We start from the raw sequence: 19766 nt of genomic DNA, 5'->3' as shown, positions 1-19766 counted from the left end.
GACGGTCAGACCTCGATGCCTTCCTTCTGCGTCGGCTCGGCGGTCTCGCCGACTTCCGCGGCTTCCCGCCGCTCCTGCCTCCTGGAGGCGATGAGGCTGGTGATCGTGGTGACGATCAGGACGCCGCAGATGACCGCCAGCGAGAACGGGATGGAGATCTCGGGGACATGGAGCCCGGACTCGTGCATCGCGTGCAGCACGAGCTTGACGCCGATGAAGCCGAGAATCACCGACAGGCCGTAGCTGAGGTGGACCAGCTTCTTGAGGAGTCCGCCGATCAGGAAGTACAGCTGGCGCAGACCCATCAGCGCGAAGGCGTTGGCCGTGAAGACGATGTACGGGTCCTGGGTCAGGCCGAAGATCGCGGGGATGGAGTCCAGCGCGAACAGCACATCGGTGGTGCCGATGGCGAGCATCACGACCATCAGCGGGGTCAGCACACGCTTGCCGTTGACGCGGATGAAGAGCTTCGTGCCGTGGTACCGGTCGGCGACGCCGAACTTCTTCTCGATGGACTTGAGGAGCCGGTTCTCCTCGAACTCGTCCTCCTCCTCGTCGGAGCGCGCCTCCTGGATGAGCTTCCAGGCGGTGTAGATCAGGAACGCGCCGAAGATGTAGAAGACCCACGAGAAGCTGGCGATGATCGCGGCGCCGGCGGCGATGAAGATGGCCCGCAGGACCAGGGCGATCAGTACACCCACGAGCAGCACCCGCTGCTGGAGATGGGACGGCACCGAGAACTTCGCCATGATCAGGACGAAGACGAAGAGATTGTCGACACTGAGCGACTTCTCGGTGATGAAGCCCGCGAAGAACTCGCCGGAGGCCTGGCTCTGGCCGGCCAGCAACAGGCCGAGGCCGAAGAGCGCGGCGAGGACGATCCAGACGACCGTCCAGATTCCGGCTTCCTTGACCGACACGTCATGCGGCTTGCGCCCGATGAAGAAGTCGACCGCGATCAGGGCGGACAGACCAAGAATGGTCAGCACCCACAGGGTCCATGAAACGTCCACTGCGCCTCCGGCGTCGTACGGCTACTGATCAGCGTCGTCGCTGCCGGAGGTCTCTTCCACCCGGGCGGCCTGCTGCCGCACCACGGGCCGGCGCCCCGGGACTGGTCTATGTCCGTCCGTACTGACGGGCACGCCGCACATGGGGAGTACTCCCCTCCGCGCAAAGAACAGTACAGGAAAGACCAAAGGAAGGTAAAGACGGGGGTAATGAAGTCGTCAAGTCAGCAGTTCAGGGCCTCATCGAGGATTCAGCGTCGCCAGGTGCGCCGCGCTTCGGCGACCTGGGCCAGCACCTGCTGGAGAACCGCGCTGCCCGGGGGGATCTCCGGCGGCTCGTACGTCCAGGAGTGCTGCACCCACGGGTCGGCGAGGTGGTCGTCCGGAACGGGAGTGATCCGCAGGAGGGAGCGCCACAGCGGGTCGAGCACCGGTCCGTACGCGCTCGCGTCCTCGCGGTCCGCGACCATCAGCAGATGGACGCCGACGGCCGGCCCTTCGTCGGCGAGATAGCGCAGCTGGGTGACCGCCCGGTCGTCGAAGCCGTGCGGGAAGTCATTGACGATCAGCAGCTGCTCGGCGGTGTCCAGATCGGGCGGCAGGGCATCGGCCGCTCCGCCGCGCACTGCCATCTGTACGAGGTCGACTCGCTGGGTGAGCTTCGCGAGTGCGGCGGAGACGCCCTGGGCGCCCGCGGCCGGCGGCTCGTCCAGGGCACCGGAGCGCGCCAGCGGGGCGAGCGAGGCCGCCGCGGAGCCCGCCGGGTCGATGACGTGCACCGTGAACTCGCCGGCCGGGTAGACCGCGAGCAGCCGGGCGGCATGGGCGACCGCGGTGTCCATGGCGAGCCTGCGCAGCTTCGCCTCGTCCATCAGGGACGCGGCCTCGGACGTGGCGCGGCCGCTGTCCACCCACAGACCGCGCTCCAGCGGCAGCCGGATCAGCATCGGGATGCGGAGCTCCGGGCGCTCGGGCAGATGGAGATCGCCGAGGCGCAGGGCCATCGGGATCTCCATGGGGACGCGGTACCCGTGCCAGACGGGGTTGTCCCAGCGGGCGAACGCGGGCGGCAGAGCGGGCTCGACGACCTCGGACTCGGCGATCAGCTGGGCGAGATCGCGGTCGAGGACCTCCCGGGCCCGCTCGGTCAGCTGGTCGTGCTTGGCGCGGGCCGCCTCGCGAGCGGCGTCCCCCGCTCCGCCGATCCGGCTGCGCGGGTCGGAGAGGGCCCGGTCGAGCTCCTGGTCGAGCCGGGACTCCGCGAAGTCGACCGCGCTGCGGTACGCCGCCGTCGTACGGGCGAGGTCCTCGAACATGCCCCACACCTGGTTGTACAGCCGCTCCTCCATGGACCAGCCGGTGGCATCACCGGCGACCGGCGTGGGCGGGCGGCCCGCCTCGGCGGGCGGTGCGGCCGGGGGCGGCGGAGGCGGCGCGACGGACTGCCGGCCCGGGTGCGAGTAGTTGATGGGACCGGAAGCCTGGGTCTGGCCCTGGGTCTGGCCCGGGGTCTGGCCCTGTCCGTGTCCGGGGGGATGGGGAGCCCCGTCGGCGGGCGTGTCGGCCGGGACGTGGCCCTGGGCCGGCGTGTTCGGGGACTGCGTACTCGAGGACTGCGTACTCGAGGACTGCGCAGGCGATCCGGAACCGTGTCCGGGGCCGGGGCCCGAGTCGCCGGCCGTGCCGTTCGCCGCCGCCGGGGCGCCGTGGCGCACTTCGGTGGTGCGGGGCGGGGGCGTCCCGACCGTACGGGCGAGGCCGGGCGCGACGGCCTCCTGAATGGCGGCGGAGAGCTCGCCCGCGCGGTCGAGGCCCTGGTCGGCGAGGAGTTCGGCGAGGCCGCCCGCGTACCCCTGGCCGACGGCGCGGACCTTCCACACGCCCTGGCGGCGGTAGAACTCCAGGGCGACGACGGCGGACTCGGTGTCCAGACCGGTGATGGTGTAGCTGGCGATCTCGGTGCCGTCGGAGCCGGCGACGGCGACGAACGGGGCGGCCACGGCGCCGAAACGGACCGGGGCGGCCGGCCCGATGGGCAGCGCGAGCAGGAGCGTCAGCCGGTGCACGGCGGCAGATACGGCGTCCAGGTCCACGGTGAGCCGGTGGTCGGCGGTGGCCTGGCGGGAGACCTCGACCCCGGGGAGAACCGGCTGGGCGGGGTGGGCGACCCATTCGATGCCCGGCACCCGGCCGTCCTCGTCCCCGAGGGTGGCGCCGGCCACGACGGGCTTGCCGGCCGACACCCGGATCTCCAGTCGGGTGTGGGGCAAGGGATGGTTCTGCCCCCGGACCAGCTCGGCCGTCATTGCCTCTGTCCCCTCGGTGGTAAGCGGTGCAGCTCCCGGCGGCCTGGTTGCCTCCGGGAGCTGCTCGTCAGGTGAGAACGGTGTCCTGTGCCTACAGATGCGGCAGGATCGACGGCATCAGGTCCTGGAACGTACGCCCGTTGGCCGGGTTGCCCAGGGCGGTCATCTGCCATCCGGACCCGGCGCGGTGCACCTTCGCCATGATCTGGGCGGTGTACTGGCCGCCGCCGTCCAGCGTGTAGCGCGCGAGCTCCTGGCCGTTGGTCTCGTCGACGATGCGGCAGAACGCGTTCTGCACTTCCTGGAACGTCTGGCCCGTGAACGAGTTCACCGTGAAGACGATCTGGTCGATGTGGACCGGCACTCGCTGCAGGTCGACGAGGATCGCCTCGTCGTCGCCGCCCTGGCCGGCGCCGCCGACGAGGTTGTCACCGGTGTGACGGACCGAGCCGTCGTCGCTCACGAGGTGCCGGAAGAAGACCACGTCCACCGGCTGCTTGTCGGCGAAGAGCACCGCCGAGGCGTCCAGGTCGACCTCCCGGGTGCGCGAGCCGAACAGGCCGCGCCGCGGCGCGGCCTGCCAGCCGAGGCCCATCCGCACCGCGGTGAGGGTGCCGCCGCCCTGCTTCTCCAGGCTGATGGCCTGTCCCTTGGTCAGATTGACGCCGGGACCCCCGGGCGTACCGCCCTTGGATACGTCCACCACGCGCTGTCCCCTCTCCATGGTTCCCCCGCAACCGTCCATGTGTGCGGTTGTCCTGCACCCTACGCAGTCGGGCCGACAGCGCAGGAGACTTGGTCTGTTTTTGTGTCGGTGTTGAAACACACGTGCCGGTCCCGACCGGGCCGGATGTGTCAGGCGAGCCCGGCCTCCTTCATCTGCCGCAGCTCCTTCTTCAGTTCGCTCACTTCGTCGCGCAGCCGCGCGGCCACCTCGAACTGCAGCTCCGCCGCCGCGGCGCGCATCCGGTCCGTCATCTCCTCGATGATCCCGGCGAGTTCGGCGGCGGGGCGGTCGCTGGTGATCTCGCCCTTCCTGGCTGCCGCGGCCGCCTTGCCGCCCTTGGCCGGCTTGGCTCCCTTGACACCGTGCGCGGCCAGCGACGGCACCGGCGCCTTGGCGCCCTTGCCGTCCTTCCCCTGGCGGTAGCCACTGCCGAGCAGCTGCTCGGTGTCGACCTCCTCGCGGGCGATGGTGGCCACGATGTCGTTGATCTTCTTACGGAGCGGCTGCGGATCGATGCCGTTCGCCTTGTTGTACGCGACCTGCTTCTCGCGGCGGCGGTTGGTCTCGTCGATCGCCTGCGCCATCGCCGGGGTGATGGTGTCGGCGTACATGTGGACCTGACCGGAGACATTGCGCGCCGCGCGGCCGATGGTCTGGATGAGCGAGGTGCCGGAGCGCAGAAAGCCCTGTTTGTCCGCGTCGAGGATGGCGACGAGGGACACCTCGGGGAGGTCGAGGCCCTCACGGAGCAGGTTGATGCCGACGAGGACGTCGTACTCACCGGAGCGCAGCTCGCGCAGCAGCTCGACGCGGCGGAGCGTGTCGACGTCGCTGTGGAGGTAGCGGACCTGGATGCCCAGCTCCAGGAAGTAGTCGGTGAGGTCTTCCGCCATCTTCTTGGTGAGCGTCGTGACCAGGACGCGCTCGTCCTTCTCGGTGCGCTTGCGGATCTCGTGCACCAGGTCGTCGATCTGGCCCTCGGTGGGCTTGACGACGACCTCCGGGTCGACAAGGCCGGTGGGACGGATGATCTGCTCGACGAAGCCGTCGGAGCGGGAGAGTTCGTACGTGCCGGGAGTGGCGGAGAGGTAGACGGTCTGGCTGATCCGCTGCTGGAACTCCTCCCACTTCAGCGGCCTGTTGTCGAGTGCGGAAGGCAGCCGGAAGCCGTGCTCGACGAGGGTGCGCTTGCGCGAGGCGTCACCCTCGTACATCGCGCCGATCTGCGGGACCGTCACATGCGACTCGTCGATGACGAGGAGGAAGTCCTCGGGGAAGTAGTCGAGGAGGGTGTTGGGAGCGGTGCCGGGGGCGCGGTCGTCGAAGTGCATCGAATAGTTCTCGACGCCGGAGCAGGAGCCGATCTGGCGGAGCATCTCGATGTCGTACGTCGTGCGCATGCGCAGCCGCTGGGACTCCAGCAGCTTGCCCTGCTTGTCCAGCTCGGCGAGGCGCTCCTCGAGCTCCCGCTCGATCCCGTTGATCGCCTTCTCCATGCGCTCCGGGCCGGCGACGTAGTGGCTGGCGGGGAAGACGTACAGCTCCTGGTCGTCGCTGATGACCTCGCCGGTGAGCGGGTGGAGCGTGGAGAGTGCCTCGATCTCGTCGCCGAACATCTCGATCCGCACGGCCAGCTCCTCGTAGACCGGGAAGATCTCGATGGTGTCGCCGCGGACCCGGAACGTGCCCCGGGTGAACGCCAGATCGTTGCGCGTGTACTGGATGTCGACGAAGCGGCGCAGCAGCTGGTCGCGGTCGATCTCCTCGCCGAGCTTCAGCGGCACCATGCGGTCCACGTACTCCTGCGGCGTGCCCAGACCGTAGATGCACGAGACGGAGGCGACCACGACGACGTCCCGGCGGGTCAGCAGTGAATTCGTCGCCGAGTGGCGCAGCCGCTCGACCTCCTCGTTGATCGAGGAGTCCTTCTCGATGTACGTGTCCGACTGCGGGACGTACGCCTCGGGCTGGTAGTAGTCGTAGTACGAGACGAAGTACTCCACCGCGTTGTTCGGCAGGAGCTCGCGGAACTCGTTCGCCAGCTGGGCGGCCAGGGTTTTGTTCGGCGCCATGACGAGGGTGGGGCGCTGGAGCTTCTCGATCATCCAGGCCGTGGTCGCCGACTTGCCGGTGCCGGTCGCACCGAGCAGAACGACATCCTTCTCACCTGCGCGGATGCGCTGGTCGAGCTCGGCGATGGCCGTGGGCTGGTCACCGCTGGGCTGGTAGGGGCTGACGACCTCGAAGGGCGCCATCGAGCGTTCGATCTGGGAAACGGGCCGCATGGAACCACCGTACGACCCACCACTGACAGCCGGGCGGGATCGGGGGACGTACCCGGCTCGGGGAGGTGCCGGGTACGGGGCTGCTCGGACCGGGTCCCGGGAGGTTCAGCGCCGGCGGGAACGCTGGGAGGAGCGGCGGGACGACCGGGAGGGCGCCGACCAGTTCGCCGGCTCCCCGTACGACGGCAGACGCCGCTGTCCGGGCACTCCCGCGCCTGCCGTGCGGCCCCGGAGCGTGCGGCCCCGGGGCAGGGGCTGCTGACCCGCCGGTGCGCCCATGACCAGCAGCGGGTCGAACATGACGACGACGCCGGCGAGGACCAGGAACACCGCGGGGCCGACCAGCATCGGGGCGATGAGCGTTGCGGGAGAGTCGCCGACCGCGGACGTCTGCACGGCGCCGTGCAGATGGACGCTGACGGCGGCCATGCCGGTGTAGTGCATTCCGCTGACCGCGATGCCCATCGCCAGGCTGGCGCCGAGACTCGGCAGGAAACCGTGGACGGACACCGCGGCCCAGAGCGCGGTGGTGGCTGCCACGACGGCGATCACGACGGACAGGGCGACGGTCGAAGTGTCGTAGTCGAGCCGCCCCTGGAGCCGCATCCCGGCCATACCCAGGTAGTGCATGGAGGCGATGCCGAGGCCGGTGATGGTGCCGCCGGTGACCAGGGCCATCGCGGTCGCGCCGCGGTAGCCCACGATGAAGATCCCGATGCCGGTCATGACGACGGCGACGCCGAGGCTGGCGAACGTGGTCGGCCGGTCGTAGCTGATGGGGGCCTCGGCCACGGTGAAGCCCATCATGGCGACGAAGTGCATGGTCCAGATTCCGGATCCTATGGAGGTGGCGCCGAGTGCCAGCCAGCCGGGCTTGAGGGATCCGCCGTCGCGCACCGATCTCGTGGTGCAGCGCAGGCCCAGCGCTCCGCCGAGGCAGGCCATGAGGTACGCGACCACAGGCGTGACGAGGCCGTAACTGAATCCGTCGACTGTGCCCTGCATTCCTCTATGCCCTTCGCCCCTTGTGTCGCGGGTGTCTCCATGTGCCCCCGTCGAGGAAGCCTTGCCCGGGGGCGAGAGTATGGCGAGCGGGTCGTCGAGCAAACATCGGGGCCGAGATTTATCCGCGAGGGAACGGTGGAGCGACCGTCTCAGGACGGCGGTTCCGTTCATGTTGTGGCCATCCTGCGCCTGTCGGTGGATTTCCACAGGCCGCAGGCACTGTCGGTGGGCGGCCGTACGGTGGTTCGCATGAACAGCTTCGAGTGGACCGTCGTGGAATCGGACATCGGGCCGCTGCTGCTCGCCGTCACCGAGGAGGGGCTGGTGAGCGTGGTGTTCCACGCCGACGAGGCGGTTCGGGACAGGGCACTCGGGCAGCTGGCCGCCCGGCTCGGCGCCGAGCCGGGCGAGGAGGCACCGGACTCGGCCCGGCTGGCCGAGCCGATACGACAGCTCGCGGAGTATTTCGCGGGGCGTCGCCGGGAGTTCGCGCTGCCACTGGACTGGTCGCTGGCCTCCGGCTTCAACCGCCAGGTGCTGCGCGAGCTGACGGACGGCGTTCCGTACGGGACGGTGGTGGGGTACGGCGACCTGGCCGACCGGGTGGGCCAGCCGGGCGCCGCGCAGGCGGTGGGGGCGGCGATGGGGTCGAATCCCCTGCCGGTCGTGGTGCCGTGCCACCGGGTCGTGGAGAGCGACGGGGGCCTGGGCGGCTTCGGGGGCGGTCTTGAGACGAAGCGGCAGCTGCTGGCGCTGGAGGGGGTCCTGCCACAGCCGCTGTTCTGAGGCGGACCCGGCGGGAGCGGTACGGCGGCGGGGGAAGCGGTCGCGGCGGGTAAGCAGTCCGGCGGCAGGTGAGCGGTCACGGCGGGCGGGAGCAGTCCGGCGGCGGGTAAGCGGTACCGACGGACGGGAGCAGTCCGGCGTCGGGTGAGCGGTCACGGCGGGCGGGAGCGGTCATGCCGCCCTTTCCCTGCGGACCGGGCGGTTCCCTACCGATGGGTGTAACTGGCACACTTCGGCGGTGGCCAGTACATCCTCTGACGCGTCCATAGCCTCCGACACCGTCGATCTGCCCGCACTGCGGCGGCGAACGGCGCCCGTGCTGATCGCCAGCCAGATCCTCGGGGGACTCGGCGTCGCGTCCGGTATCGCGCTGGCCGCCGTGCTCGCGCAGGAGGTCAGCGGGACGGAGGCGCTGTCGGGGCTCGCCCCGACAGCCACCGTCGCCGGGACCGCGCTGCTGTCCATGCCGCTGGCTGCCCTGATGACCGCACGCGGACGGCGTCCGGGGCTCGTCCTGGCGTATCTGATCGGGGCGGTCGGCGCGGGCGTGGTGGTGCTCGCCGCGGTGCTCGGAAACTTTCCGCTGCTCCTGGTGGGCATGGCCGCGTTCGGGGCGGGCTCCTCGGCGAATCTGCAGGCGCGGTTCGCGGCCGCGGATCTGGCCGAGCCGGACCGGCGGGCCCGGGCCATCTCCACGGTGGTCTGGGCGACCACGATCGGCGCGGTGCTCGGGCCCAACATCGCCGCACCCGCGGGGCGGAGCGTGTCCGGTCTCGGCATACCGGAGGCGGCGGGGCCGTTTCTGTGGGCGGCGGGGGTGTTCCTGATCGCGGCGCTGGTCGTGGCCGTTCTGCTGCGACCCGATCCGCTGCTGACCGCGCGGGCACTGGCGCCGGCCGGGGAGGGCGGGCAGGAGGAGCGCTCGCTGCGGGCGGGCGTGCGGGCGATCCGGGAGTCGGCGAGGGCGCGGCTCGCGCTCGTCACGGTCGCGGTCTCCCACACCGCGATGGTGTCGATCATGTCGATGACCCCGGTCGCACTCAGCCACCACGGGGCCGGGATCGAACTGATCGGCCTCGTCATCAGCGGTCATATCGCGGGCATGTACGCGTTCTCGCCGGTGATGGGCTGGCTGTCCGACCGCCTGGGAAGGCTCTCGGTGATCGGTCTCGCCGTGGGTCTGCTGTCGTGTGCCGCGCTGCTGGCCGGAACGGCGGGGGCGAGTCACGGCCGTACCGCGGCCGGCCTCTTCCTGCTCGGACTCGGCTGGTCCGCGGGGCTCGTCTCGGGCTCCGCCCTCCTCACCGACTCCGTACCGGCTCCCGCCCGCGCCGCGGTCCAGGGCCTCTCGGACCTGACCATGAACGCGACGGCGGGCATCGGAGGCGTCGCGGCGGGCGTCATCGTGTCCAAGGCGAGCTACGGCTGGCTCAACCTCATCGGCGCGTGCCTGCTGCTCCCGCTGGCGGCCCTGGCCGCCCGCCGCGCGCTCGCCCGGCCGCGGCCCGCTGTCAGGGGCGACGCGAGCGGGTGAGAACGGCCTCCCGGGACGCCCCGGGACGCCGGTCCGTGCAGCCGGCCGTCACAGGCTGATGTGGTACGCCTTGCGCAGGGTCTCGTGCACCGTCCAGGTCGTACGGTCCCCTTCGCGCAGTACGCACGCGTCCCCCGGCCCGACCTCCAGCGTGTCGCCGCCCTCGACCTCGACGGTGGCGCGACCGCTCACGACGACGAAGAGCTCGTTGGCCTCGGTGTCGGTCACCACGCCGGGCGTGATCTGCCAGATGCCGCGCAGCTGCTTGCCGTCCTCGGACTCCCACAGCACCTTGCCGGTCACGACCGGCTCGCCGGAGACGATCTGACCGGGGTCGAGCGGTTCGACCTCCAGCTCGGCGTCCGGGATGTGCACGGCGAACGAAGGGGAAGCGGGCGTGGCGGCGGACCGATCAGAAGTGCTCATGGCGCGTCACCTTAGCGGGCGAATTTACGGATGAAAGATCCGCGGTGCCCGGCGAGCCGTCCCGATCATCATCACTGGTCCGGGTCACGTTGGTGGAGACGTCCACACGCGGCGCCCATGGCACAGCGCTTACCCGCGTCCCCACCTCGTACAGGAGCGACGACCGATGTCAGCAGTGCGCACAGGGCGTTGTCTCGCCCTCATGACCGCCGCGGGCCTCCTCTCCGCCCTGGCAGCAGCCGGCCCCACCGCGTCCGCCGATCCCGTCACCACATCCGGCGCCGATCCCGTCACCACGTCCGGCGCCGGGCCGGTCGCCGAGCCCGTCCCACGGTTCGGCACCGAACCCGTCCCCCTGCCCGCGCCCGGCGCGATGTACAAGGCGGCCTTCGACACCCTCCCCACGCCGCGGCTCACTCCGGATCTGCAGAAGCGCACGGCCGAGAAGGAGGCCGCGGCGGCCAGCTGGTACAGGCGTGCCCACAACCGTTCGGCCCGGTCCGGCTACGTCCTCTCGGGCGGGAAGCACCAGTCGCAGGAGACGTCGTACTGGTGCGGACCCGCCACCCTCGTCATCACCCAGTCCGCCAAGGACGAGGTCAGCGGCCGGTCGCAGGAGTACGCGGCGGACCTTCTGGAGACCGACTCCAGCGGCACGTCCTGGTACGGCGTCGACATCGACGTGCCGGACCCGACCGGATACCCCATGGTGGACGCGCTGAACTGGCGGCTGCCCGGCGCCAACTACGTGCCCAGGTCGCTGCCGTACAGCCCGGACGGGGACGACATGGAGGCCTTCGCGGAGCACGTCGTCCACGACACCGACAACGACTACGCGATCGCGGGCAACGTCTGGGAGGTGCCGGGCGGCCCGCACCTCGTCGGTCACCCGAACATCGAGATCTTCCACTGGGTCTCGATCGACGGCTACAACAGCGAAACGGGGGGTGGCCAGGTCCACTATCTCGACCCGGTGGGCGGGGTCAGTACGAGCATGATCTCGTGGGCGGACGGAGTGCCGAAGTCCGCCCGGATCTCGGCCGACACCCTCACGACGGTCATGGGCGGCCGTGGGTACGTCTGGTAGGCGCGCGCTCCCGGCCCTGCTGAGCACGGTGGTGCTGCTCGCGGGGGGCGTGGGTTGTTCGGCCGGGCCCGCGCGCCCCCCGCAGTCGGAACCGGCACCGTCGCGACCGACGCCGTCGGTGCCGAAGCCGTCGCCATCCGCACCGTCGCACCCGTCGCACCCGTCGCCGTCACAGGCCTCGCCGTCGGTCCTGAACCCTTCGGATTCGGTCACGGTCGCCCGCGCCGCCTGCGAGACCCGGATGCCCGACAGCTGGCGGTCCGTCCTCGCCGCCGGCGAGTTCCGCGCCCCGGCGGGCGAGCGGGCCGTGCTCACCGACGTGGGGCCCGGCGCCCGCTGGACCGTGGTCCAGCTGTCGGGCGGCCGTACGCGCCGGGCCGCGCTCGTCGAGAGGAGCGGGGCCCCGCGCACCCTGCTCACGTTCACCGACCCCGTCGAGCACCAACTGCTCGCCGCCGATGTCTCGGCGGACGGGCGATGGACTGCGTTCGCGGTCATGGAGGGCCGTACGCTCGACAGCCCCTGGTCGCTGTACCTGCGGGACGCCGACGGCGGTACGCGCCGGCTGGCCCGCTCCACGCTCGCAGGCCCGCTCCCGCAGCCCGTCGTACACGACGGAGCGGTCTTCTGGGCGCAGGGAGCGGGGCGCGGAAGGGCCACCATCTTCACCGTCCCGGTCCGTCCGCCCGCCTCCGGCGGAGCGCCTCGCGCCCTGCACACGGGCGTCCTCGACGCCCCGTTCGCCGCGGGTGGGCTGCTGGCCTGGCGGGAGGCCGACGAGGACGGCCGGACGACGAGGATGGCCGCCCTGTCGTTCGACACCCTGCGCCCGGCCCCGCTCCCCGATGTCGTCGCCCGGCTGCGCAACGTGCGCTCGCCCGCCTCCGACGGCACCACGTGGGCGTGGATCGAGGGTGAGCAGGAGCCGACGCTGATGGTCTGGCGGGCGGGGCAACCGGCACCGGTGGCGCAGCTGTCCGGGCCGCCCACGGCCGAGGGCATCGACCAGCTCCGCACCAGCGGTGAGCTGATCACCTGGCGTACGCCGGAGGCCGCGTACGCGCTGGACCTGCGCACGTCCGCCTACACCCGGATCACCCCGCAGTACGGCTACGCGCAGGCCAGGAGCGGGGCACTCGCCGTCGCGTACAACCGGGGCGAGGCGAAGGGGCCCGATGCGCGCTCCGTCATCCAGGTCGCGCGGGCGGACCGGCTGCCGCGGCTGGCGGCGCCGGGGAGCTGCGGGCTGACCCGGGCTGCCTCGGATGACCCCGGCTGACCCCGGCTGAGGCCTGCTGAGGCCTGCTGAGGCCTGCTGAGGCCTGCTGAGGCCTGCTGAGGCCTGCTGAGGCCTGCTGAGGGACCGTAGGGCCCGAACCGGGCGACGTCCTGGATGGAGACCTCGTTGACGTGCCTGGATGGCGACCTGGGTGACGTGCCGGGTGACGTCCTGGTGATCTCATTCCTGGAGAAACGTTTGCGCACGCTGTCGCCGTGCCAGGGATGGGACATGCCCGAGACCACACTGATGCTGTCCGAAGATGTACGTGAAGCGCTCGCCGCACGCCGCCCCGTAGTCGCCCTGGAGTCGACGATCATTGCGCACGGACTGCCGCGCCCGGGCAATCTGGCCGTCGCGGAGGAGCTGGAATCGCTGGTCAGAAGCGAGGGCGCGGTCCCTGCGACGATCGCCGTGCTCGACGGGCGGGCCCATGTCGGCCTGGACGAGAGCCAGTTGGAACGCATCGCGACGGACCCCGGCGTACGCAAGCTCGGCCATCGCGATCTCGCTCCGGCGCTCGCGACGGGGGCGAGCGGGGCGACGACGGTGTCCGCCACGGCGTTCCTGGCGGCCCGGGCCGGTATCCGGGTATTCGCGACCGGCGGCCTCGGCGGGGTGCACCGCGAGTGGACGGTGACCCAGGACGAGTCGGCGGATCTGCGGCTGCTGGCAACGACCAGGATCACCGTCGTGTGCGCGGGTGTGAAGTCGATCCTCGACGTCCCGGCGACGCTGCAACGTCTGGAGACCCTCGGGGTCGGCATCCTCGGGTACGGCACCGACCGCTTCCCCGGCTTCTATCTGACCTCCTCCGGGGAACCGGTCGACTGGACGGTCCGTACGCCGGAGGAGGTGGCGGACGTGATACGGGCACAGGACGCCCTGGGCGGCCCGGACTCGGCGCTGATCGTGGCTCATCCGGTGCCGGAGGACGAGCAACTGGACCCGCGGCTGCACGACCGGGTACTGGCGGAGGCGCTGGACGAGTGCCGGGAGCGCGGCATCGGCGGGCAGGCGGTCACGCCGTTCCTGCTGGACCATCTGATGCGGCGTACGGAGGGCGCCTCGCTGGAGGCCAATCTGGCTGCGGTGCGCGGGAATGTGCGGCTGGCGGCGCAAATCGCGGCGGCGCTGTGACGCCTCGTGGCGTGGCCGGCGCTGAGGCGGCCGGCCCGGAAGCGACCGGCCTCGACGCGACCGGCCCTGCTACGGCCCGTCCTGCCACGGCCCGTTCTGCCACGACCGGTCCTGCCACGGCCCGTCCTGCCACGACCGGTCCTGCCACGACCGGGGCGCTGCTGGTCATCGGGGACGTGGCCACGGACGTGGTGGCCCGGCACGGTTCGGCGCTCGCCCACGGTACGGACACGGCGGCCGAGATACGCACGCTGCCGGGCGGGGCAGGTGCCAATGCCGCCTGCTGGGCGGCTTACTCGGGCTGTGCGGACGTACGGCTGCTCGGCCGGGTCGGCGCCGATACCGCGTCCTGGCACGACGTACGGCTGCGGCGGGCCGGGGTGCGCCCGATGCTGATCACGGATGACGAGGCGCCGACGGCGACGGTCGTCGCGCTCGTCGACGCGAGCGCCGAACGCACCTTCCTCACCGACAGCGGGGCGACGCTCCGTCACTCCCCCGCGGACTGGGCGCCCGCGCTGCTCGACGGGGTCGGCCGGCTCCATCTGTCCGGGTACCTCTTCTTCTCGGACTCCAGCCGGGAACTGGCCGCGCTGGCTCTCTCGGACGCGTGCGAGCGGGGCGTCCCGGTGAGCGTGGATCCGGCGTCGGCGGGCTTCATCGCGGCCCTCGGCGTGGACCGCTTCCTCTCGGCGACGGCCGGAGCGGAAGTGCTGCTGCCCAACGCGGACGAGGCGCGCCTCCTCACGGGCCTCCCCGATGTGGCCGACGCCGCAGCCAAGCTGAGCCGTCATGTGCCGCTGGCCGTCGTCACGCTCGGCGCCGCCGGGGCGCTGGTGGCGGAGGCGGGCGCGGTGACGGCCCGGGTCCCGCCGGTCCCGGCGACGGCGGTCGACTCGACGGGCGCGGGTGACGCCTTCACCGGCGCGTTCCTCGCGGCGCTCCTGTCGGGTGCGGCCCCGGCGACCGCCGCGGCGGCGGGCTGCCTCGCCGGCGCCCACGCGGTCACCTTCCCGGGCGGCCGTCCTCCGGAGCCCACTGGGTCGGGGTCCTGACCGTGTCCCGCCCCTGCGGAGCCGGACCGGCGCGCCGCGGCGGACCCGACGTCTCGAACGCCGAAGCCCCGCGGCCCGACGCACACGACGCACACGACGCACACGACGCAGTCGACGCAGACGACGCAGACGACGCGAGCATCGAAGCCCCGCGGCCCGGCACGGACGTCGCGCGCTCCGAGGCAGGCCCTACCGCCGGTCGCGGTCGGCGGCGCCGCCCCATGGGTCGTTCCACGCCGGGTGGCGCGGGTCGTCGGCGCGGACGACGACGTCCGCCGAGTCCGTCGGAGCGACGTCGCGCTCGTACCGTTCGAAGGCGGGGAGTGTCCATGCCTCCTGCGCCCCGGTGCGGCGGCGCAACGCGCCGTGCGACAGCCGCAGATGCAGTGTCAGGTCGAACGGGAACCAGTGGCCGAGCAGCAGCGGTCCGTGGACCACCAGGACACCGCCGGGCGGCAGTTCGTGGTGCGGGCTGCGCGTCGCGCGGTCGGTGGCCGGGTCCCACAGGTCAGGGAGGACGCGCCCCGACCCGCCCGGCTCCAGCGGCCCGAACACCTCGCGCCAGAGCGCACCCGTGTCGAACCACCCGTCGTAGTACGTGTCGGGGTCCTCGCGCCCGTACTCGTACCGCAGCGAGGCGGGCCGCAGAAACCCGCCCGTGCCGACCACCAGCACCGACCGTCCGCGCACCCGCAGCGCCTCGGCGAGCGCCCCGGCCGCGGCGCCCGTCCCGGCAGCGGGCGCACCGTCGATGCCGATGCGGAGCCAGGGGCTGCCGTCGTCGGCCTTGGTGTCCGTGACCCGGTCGGCGACGGCCTCGGTCAGCCGTTCCCAGGTGATCGGTTCGAGTCGCACCGTTCCATCATCGCCGCTCACCGACGTACAGCGGGATGCCCAGGCGGGCGGCGAGGGCTGCTCCCACCGTCTCCGCCTCGTCGTGGGCGTCATGGAACACCGCCGGGCACCGGCGCTCCGGCGGTTCGCCCGGGCCGGGTACGGCGTCCGGCGGAGTTGTCCTGATCACCGCGCGGGCACCGGCATCACGGCGGCCCCACGCCGGTCGAAGCGGCGGTACCGCGGAGCACGGTCGCGAGGGGTCCTTCACCGCGGACGCGGATGCGCCCGTCCCGTACGCCGTCCTCGACGGTGGTGTTTCCCCGGCTGAGGGCGACACACGTGTCCGCGTCCAGTTCGAGACGTGTGACGGGCTCTGAACCTCCGACGGACGCCGGGCCGTCACCGTAAGCGGGTCCGGACCCGTCACCGCCGACGTGTACGTGGAACTCGCCCTCGGCAACGCGGACTTCGACGATGTCCGTGACACCCGTCGCCTCCAGGCAGCGCAGCAGCGGCACGGCGAACCAGTGCGCCCGTACCGCGTCCGTGGGCCGGCGGTCGGCCAGTTCGGGGGCTCCCCAGTCGGCCAGGGCGGTGACGACGGGAAGCAAGGCCCGGCCCCGCTCGGTGAGTTCGTAGACGAAGGCGGAGGCCGGCGCGGGGAGCCGGCGCCGCGTGGCCAGGCCGTCCCGCTCCATGTCCTTGAGACGGGAGGCGAGGACGTCCGTGCTGACTCCGGGCAGATCGGCGTGCAGATCGGTGTAGCGGCGCGGCCCCGCCAGCAGCTCCCGCACGATCAGCAGGGTCCACCGGTCGCCGACGGCGTCGAGGGCGCGGGCGGCGGCGCAGTACTGGTCGTAGCTTCGGCGGCGCGGAGGACGCGCAGAACTCGGCGGAGGCGACGGACGTGACGGCATGCGACGCAGTCTAGACATATTGTTGGACTTTCCAAGCTCCTACTTGGTAAAACCAAGTAACACAACTTCTGGAGAGGCCACCGCATGGAGTTCCGGCAGTCGAGCAAGCTCAGCGAGGTCTGTTACGAGATCCGCGGGCCGGTGATCGAGCACGCCAACGCCCTGGAGGAGGCGGGACACAGCGTCCTGCGCCTCAACACCGGCAACCCCGCACTCTTCGGCTTCGAGGCGCCGGAGGAGATAGTCCAGGACATGATCCGGATGCTCCCGCAGGCCCACGGTTACACCGACTCCCGCGGCATCCTCTCCGCACGCCGCGCCGTCGCCCAGCGCTACCAGTCCCTCGGCCTCGACGTCGGCGTCGACGACGTCTTTCTCGGCAACGGCGTCTCCGAGCTCGTCACCATGGCCGTCCAGGCCCTGCTGGAGGACGGCGACGAAGTCCTCATCCCGGCGCCCGACTTCCCGCTGTGGACCGCCGTGACCACCCTCTCGGGCGGAAGGCCCGTCCACTATCTGTGCGACGAGTCCGCCGACTGGTACCCGGACCTCGACGACATGGCGTCGAAGATCACCGACCGGACCAAGGCCGTCGTCATCATCAACCCCAACAACCCCACCGGCGCCGTGTATCCGCGCGAGATCGTCGAGGGCATCCTCGATCTGGCGCGCCGCCACCAGCTGATGGTCTTCGCCGACGAGATCTACGACCAGATCGTGTACGACGACGCCGTCCACCACAGCGCCGCGACCCTGGCCCCGGATCTGGTCGTCCTCACCTTCAGCGGGCTGTCGAAGACGTACCGCGTCGCCGGCTTCCGCTCCGGCTGGCTGGTCGTCACCGGCCCCAGGCAACATGCGCGCAGCTACCTGGAGGGGCTCACGATGCTCGCCTCCATGCGGCTGTGCCCCAACGCGCCCGCGCAGTACGCCATCCAGGCAGCGCTCGGCGGACGCCAGTCGATCCACGAACTCACCGCTCCGGGCGGGCGGCTGCACGAGCAGCGCGACCGCGCGTGGGAGCGGCTCAACGAGATCCCCGGCGTCTCGTGCGTGAAGCCGAAGGGCGCGCTCTACGCCTTCCCGCGCCTCGACCCCAAGGTCCACCCCATCCACGACGACGAGAAGTTCGTCCTGGATCTGCTGCTGCGCGAGAAGATCCAGGTCGTCCAGGGCACCGGATTCAACTGGCCGCGCCCGGACCACTTCCGGATCCTCACCCTCCCGTACGCCGACGACCTCGACGCCGCGATCAGCCGTATCGGCCGCTTCCTGAGCGGATACCGCCAGTAGGGGCGGTCGCACGCGCTGGTGCGCGGCAGCGAGGTCGCACGAGCGGATGCACGGCAGCGGGGTCGCACGCGCGGGTGCGCGGCAGCCCGGCGGCGGGGTCGCTCCCGCGGGTCCCGGCCGGGTCCACGGTCGCGGAAACGGGAGCGGGCCCGGAGGCGTAGCCGGCCCCCGGGCCCTGTTGATGCCGCTCACATTCACACGCCGGCACACTTGAGAGCCCGGGTCATTCGTCATTGCGCCGCGTCCTGCCTTTGGACCACCGCGGATCGAGCTCCGCGGGCCGGACTTGAACCGGCAATTCGACGCACCAGGGCCCGGGCCCGGTCGATCCGGCGATGAGCGGCGAATGCTGAGTCTGGAGCGAGAGTCTGAGATTCATCGCGGCCGGTGACCACCGGCCGCGCGGTTCACGACAAGCTTCAGCTTCAGCTTTGCGCTCCTCGCGCACCCCGGCCGTGGTGCACTGTGGCCGGGGAGTCCATGACGGCTATCCGAAGAGATAGCCGAATACTGCGTCACCCACTCTCTGGTCGGTGACCTCCGCGCCGTTCGCCTCCTCGCGGGCGAACTTCACCGCCTGCTGGAGCTTCTCCACCCGGTCCAGCAGTTCGTTGACACGGCGGGCGGGCAGTGCCCCGGAGAACTTCACGGTGGTCCAGTAGCCGACCGGGATGTCCTCGTAGTACACCTCCACCTGCGCCGGGTGCTTCTCGGTGGCCTCCGCCTTCACATGGTTGCGGGGCACCTTCTTCGTACGCACCGTCTTGACCGGCTCGGTCTTCCAGGAGTCCGTGGACGGGTCCTGCGACCAGGACTCGGCGGCGTCCAGCACCGGCAGCTTGCGCACGAAGGTGTTGAGGTCCGTGAGCTGCTTCTCCAGGAAGAGGAGATACGCGACGGGCACCTCGCTCACCAGCACCCGCCCGTCGACGGTGATGTCGGCGCGCGCCGTGCAGTTCGCCCAGTCCTTGGTGGCGGTCACATCGAACAGCCGGGTCAGCGTCTTCGCGGTGTCGCGCAGCACGTCCTCGGCCTTGACCTGCACCAGGGTCGACTCGGGCGGCAGCTGCTCGCCCTCCTCGTCCTTCGGCTGGTACGTCCGGGCGATTCCGGCCAGCAGGGCGGGCTTCTGGAGACCGTGATGAGCTGCTGTGAGGTCCTGATGCGCCTTGGACTTGACGCCCTTCTCGACTGCGATGATCTGATTGAGTTTCGCCACGTCCACGAAGTTAGCAAGCCCAGCATCCGGTCTTCGAACGAATATTGGACGGCCCGGCGGTGGCCGCACGGGAGGGGGCGGGGCCCGGTGGAACCTTTGGTGGTCATCGAGCCGCTGAAGCGGCGGCACTGCGCCGATTGCCGGCGGGGGCCGCTGGAGCGGCTCGTCATGGAGTTCAACGCACCGCGCTGTCTGGACTGCGCGGACCTCGGGCACCTGCTCTTCCTGCCCCGCGGGAACGCGGCGCTGACCCGGCGGGCCCGCGAGGCGAGTTCCCTGTGGGCCGTCGTCGTACGGCACAACAAGAGCCGTACGCGGTACGAGCGGCAGGGCCTGCTGGTCGAGGAAGCGGCCCTGGCGCGGGCGGAGGCGGCGTGCCTGGCCGACGCGGATGTACGGACCCGCCGCCGGGCGCGCGACGCGGCGCGGCGGGCTTCGGAGGACGTCCGCTTCACCGCCACGCTCACCGCGGAGATCCTGCGGCTCTTCCCGTCCTGTCCGCTCGACCGTGCCCTGGACATCGCGGCGCACACCTCCGCGCGGGGCAGCGGACGCGTGGGCCGCACCGCGGCCGGCCGCGCCCTGGACGAGGGCGCGGTCACGGCGGCGGTACGGGCGTCCGTCCGCCACCTGGACACGCCGTACGACGCGCTGCTCATGCAGGGTGTGCCCCGGCACGAGGCTCGCAGGCGCGTCGCACCGGTCATCGAGGCGACGCTCACGGCATGGCGGGGCCGGACGTCATAGGCCCGCCGCCACGGGGCTACTAAGGGCTGTCCCGTAATCCCCGGTGGATCAGCGCGCGGCGTCAGATGCGGTGCATCGCAAGGCGGAGGGTCGTCCTCATACTGGGCGTATTC

18 protein-coding genes are annotated in these 19766 nt (G+C 71.3%); 8 read left to right on the top strand and 10 right to left on the bottom strand.

Annotation, left to right across the window (positions count from 1 at the left end):
* Positions 1-5 precede the first annotated feature (5 nt).
* The 5 genes from ACWGI8_RS18640 to ACWGI8_RS18620 form a co-directional block, all read right to left on the bottom strand.
* The gene (locus ACWGI8_RS18640; protein WP_453662183.1) at positions 6-1013 is read right to left on the bottom strand and encodes a TerC/Alx family metal homeostasis membrane protein; all 1008 of its coding nucleotides are present in this window, start codon (positions 1011-1013) and stop codon (positions 6-8) included.
* Between the two features lie 248 nt (positions 1014-1261).
* The gene (locus ACWGI8_RS18635) at positions 1262-3316 is read right to left on the bottom strand and encodes a TerD family protein (protein ID WP_453662181.1); all 2055 of its coding nucleotides are present in this window, start codon (positions 3314-3316) and stop codon (positions 1262-1264) included.
* A gap of 91 nt (positions 3317-3407) precedes the next feature.
* Positions 3408-4040, bottom strand: coding sequence for a TerD family protein (locus ACWGI8_RS18630; RefSeq protein ID WP_453662179.1), 633 nt, complete (start codon positions 4038-4040; stop codon positions 3408-3410).
* Positions 4041-4171: 131 nt separating this feature from the next.
* Positions 4172-6328: an excinuclease ABC subunit UvrB gene (uvrB, locus tag ACWGI8_RS18625; RefSeq protein ID WP_453662178.1), complete on the bottom strand. Its 2157-nt coding sequence runs from the start codon at positions 6326-6328 to the stop codon at positions 4172-4174.
* Between the two features lie 105 nt (positions 6329-6433).
* Positions 6434-7333, bottom strand: a complete 900-nt coding sequence (locus ACWGI8_RS18620; protein WP_453662176.1) for an MHYT domain-containing protein — start codon at positions 7331-7333, stop codon at positions 6434-6436.
* Positions 7334-7582: 249 nt separating this feature from the next.
* On the opposite strand from ACWGI8_RS18620, the gene ACWGI8_RS18615 reads away from it, so the two are divergent.
* Positions 7583-8119, top strand: coding sequence for a methylated-DNA--[protein]-cysteine S-methyltransferase (locus ACWGI8_RS18615; protein ID WP_453662174.1), 537 nt, complete (start codon positions 7583-7585; stop codon positions 8117-8119).
* A gap of 238 nt (positions 8120-8357) precedes the next feature.
* Positions 8358-9653 carry an MFS transporter gene (locus tag ACWGI8_RS18610; protein WP_453662172.1) on the top strand — a complete coding sequence of 432 codons (1296 nt, stop codon included), beginning with the start codon at positions 8358-8360 and terminating at the stop codon, positions 9651-9653.
* A gap of 48 nt (positions 9654-9701) precedes the next feature.
* Here the strand turns inward: ACWGI8_RS18610 and ACWGI8_RS18605 are convergent, their stop codons facing one another.
* Positions 9702-10079 (bottom strand): cupin domain-containing protein, encoded by a 378-nt coding sequence (locus ACWGI8_RS18605; protein WP_453662170.1) that lies wholly within the window; start codon positions 10077-10079, stop codon positions 9702-9704.
* Positions 10080-10281: 202 nt separating this feature from the next.
* Here ACWGI8_RS18605 and ACWGI8_RS18600 point away from each other — a divergent pair, with 202 nt between their 5' ends.
* From ACWGI8_RS18600 to ACWGI8_RS18585, 4 genes are all read left to right on the top strand, one after another.
* The gene (locus tag ACWGI8_RS18600; RefSeq protein ID WP_453662168.1) at positions 10282-11166 is read left to right on the top strand and encodes a hypothetical protein; all 885 of its coding nucleotides are present in this window, start codon (positions 10282-10284) and stop codon (positions 11164-11166) included.
* Between the two features lie 241 nt (positions 11167-11407).
* Entirely contained in the window at positions 11408-12445 is a 1038-nt protein-coding gene (locus ACWGI8_RS18595) for a hypothetical protein (protein ID WP_453662167.1), read from the top strand.
* A 231-nt stretch (positions 12446-12676) separates the two neighbouring features.
* The gene (locus ACWGI8_RS18590) at positions 12677-13585 is read left to right on the top strand and encodes a pseudouridine-5'-phosphate glycosidase (protein ID WP_453662165.1); all 909 of its coding nucleotides are present in this window, start codon (positions 12677-12679) and stop codon (positions 13583-13585) included.
* 158 nt (positions 13586-13743) lie between these two features.
* On the top strand, positions 13744-14640 hold the full coding sequence (locus ACWGI8_RS18585; RefSeq protein WP_453662185.1) for a carbohydrate kinase family protein: 897 nt from the start codon (positions 13744-13746) through the stop codon (positions 14638-14640).
* Positions 14641-14829: 189 nt separating this feature from the next.
* On the opposite strand, the gene ACWGI8_RS18580 is transcribed toward ACWGI8_RS18585, so the two are convergent.
* Genes ACWGI8_RS18580 through ACWGI8_RS18570 form a run of 3 tightly spaced genes read right to left on the bottom strand, consistent with a single transcriptional unit; the run spans position 14830 to position 16412 of the window.
* Positions 14830-15495 carry a uridine kinase gene (locus ACWGI8_RS18580; RefSeq protein ID WP_453662164.1) on the bottom strand — a complete coding sequence of 222 codons (666 nt, stop codon included), beginning with the start codon at positions 15493-15495 and terminating at the stop codon, positions 14830-14832.
* 7 nt (positions 15496-15502) lie between these two features.
* Entirely contained in the window at positions 15503-15664 is a 162-nt protein-coding gene (locus tag ACWGI8_RS18575) for a hypothetical protein (RefSeq protein ID WP_453662162.1), read from the bottom strand.
* Between the two features lie 16 nt (positions 15665-15680).
* Complete coding sequence (locus ACWGI8_RS18570) at positions 15681-16412, bottom strand: winged helix-turn-helix transcriptional regulator (protein ID WP_453662160.1); 732 nt, start codon at positions 16410-16412, stop codon at positions 15681-15683.
* 66 nt (positions 16413-16478) lie between these two features.
* On the opposite strand from ACWGI8_RS18570, the gene ACWGI8_RS18565 reads away from it, so the two are divergent.
* Positions 16479-17687 carry a pyridoxal phosphate-dependent aminotransferase gene (locus ACWGI8_RS18565; protein ID WP_453662158.1) on the top strand — a complete coding sequence of 403 codons (1209 nt, stop codon included), beginning with the start codon at positions 16479-16481 and terminating at the stop codon, positions 17685-17687.
* A 487-nt stretch (positions 17688-18174) separates the two neighbouring features.
* Here the strand turns inward: ACWGI8_RS18565 and ACWGI8_RS18560 are convergent, their stop codons facing one another.
* Positions 18175-18906 (bottom strand): DUF7873 family protein, encoded by a 732-nt coding sequence (locus tag ACWGI8_RS18560; protein ID WP_453662157.1) that lies wholly within the window; start codon positions 18904-18906, stop codon positions 18175-18177.
* A gap of 87 nt (positions 18907-18993) precedes the next feature.
* Here ACWGI8_RS18560 and ACWGI8_RS18555 point away from each other — a divergent pair, with 87 nt between their 5' ends.
* Positions 18994-19653, top strand: coding sequence for a DUF2293 domain-containing protein (locus tag ACWGI8_RS18555; protein WP_453662156.1), 660 nt, complete (start codon positions 18994-18996; stop codon positions 19651-19653).
* Positions 19654-19766 lie beyond the last annotated feature (113 nt).

The sequence above is a fragment of the Streptomyces sp. NPDC054841 genome (assembly GCF_053611045.1).
This window is presented reverse-complemented; position numbering and strand designations above follow the sequence as displayed.